The organism is Mesorhizobium sp. M1E.F.Ca.ET.063.01.1.1 (genome assembly GCF_003998155.1).
Lineage (GTDB): Bacteria > Pseudomonadota > Alphaproteobacteria > Rhizobiales > Rhizobiaceae > Mesorhizobium.
Map to the genome: position 1 here is coordinate 1 of NZ_RZSC01001122.1, position 1,377 is coordinate 1,377.

A 1,377-nucleotide genomic window follows, 5' to 3' on the forward strand; every position below is an offset into this window, starting at 1 on the left:
TCCCCTGTCCGATCGCGATGGAACTTCAGAAAATTATTGCCGATCGACTCCGCTGCCGTGAGAGCCTGACCGATCACGCCCGCGGTCCGCATCGTCGTCACAGTCTTTTGCCATGCGGCAGCGATTGCATCGCCGTTAACGACAAGGGATTGCCCATCCAAACGGCCTTGCCGCTTGGCCTCCACTCGCTCGATCGTCCTGGCGCTGACCTGGTAGCGCGGATCGCTCTGGGCGCGGCGATAGGCTCCGGCATGCTCCTTGGTGAATGGCCGTGTCATCGCATGATCCATGCGCCGCGTCGCTACCATCGCAATGCCGTTCTCGCGTGCTTTTTCCGCAAAGGTCTCGCGCCAGGCGACCAGATCTGGCTTGTAAAATTTCAGGCGCTCACCGTCGGCTGACCGTGCTTGCACCATGGCATGGATATGGACGTGCTTGGTGTCCTTGTGATGCGCCAGGACGAACCTGTATCCTGGCGCTCGCTCCTCGAGCACGGCGCGCGCCGCGGTCATGACGGCGTTGGCATCGGTGCCGGCCTTTGCCGAGAAAAGCAGGTGATAAGCATTGCGGCGTTCACGTGCCGAAAACTGCGGGCGCCATTGTTCATAGACCGAAGCCGCCGCCTTGCTGGAATTCTTCACCCCGGGCACAGGCTCGCCATTTGCGTGGCGAACCTGGCTGTGGGTGCGGATGAACTTCTGCAGGAAATATTTCGCTTTGGGTTCACGGCTCACGGCCGCCGTCAGCTCTGCCTTGGCTACCACCCCCGCCCCGCCCATCGCTTCAGACAAGCGCGCCTCGATTTTGTCGAGCGCCTTGCTGCGCGAATTCTCCCGACCGCCGGCCAGCACCTTGGCGAGCGGTCCTGACCGCTCCTCGGTGTGCGCGTAGACCCGCACCGTCTGTCCGTCCTGCGCATAAATGAACGGTTTCGAACCGAATGCCTTCTTCAGCGCCTCGCTCAAGGCGGCATCGGTGACCTGGCCGGCGAGCTCGAAACGAACCTCCAGAAAATTGGTATTTTCCAAGGGCGGTTCGAACGTCTCGCAAAATGTTTCCAGGAACGCCTTTCGCGCGCCGCCTGTCGAAAGGACCTGTCCATCCTCGTCAAAAATCTCGATGTCGTGTTTCTCGCCTTTTTCGTCTTCGCGCTTCCCAATGTAATTGAGCAGTCGAGCGGCGGCTTCCTTGGTCGATGGCGGTTTGGGCATGACCTTGAACACAGCAGGCTGCGCACCCGCCGCATAGCCTGCCCGTGCCGCCACGGCCCGCGCCTGATAGCCCGCCCTCGCCGCTCGGCCTGTACCGCTCGGGCGACCAGCACCACGGCCGCCCCCGCCGCCGCGCCGCTTCCGGTCTTCCTCCTCCTCTTCCGGC

General features: G+C 62.5%; 1 protein-coding gene. It reads right to left on the reverse strand.

The features are described from left to right. Positions 1 to 1,265 (reverse strand): relaxase/mobilization nuclease domain-containing protein (locus EOA29_RS36565; RefSeq protein ID WP_145970053.1); only part of this gene is annotated, 1,265 nt, incomplete at its 3' end. Positions 1,266 to 1,377 lie beyond the last annotated feature (112 nt).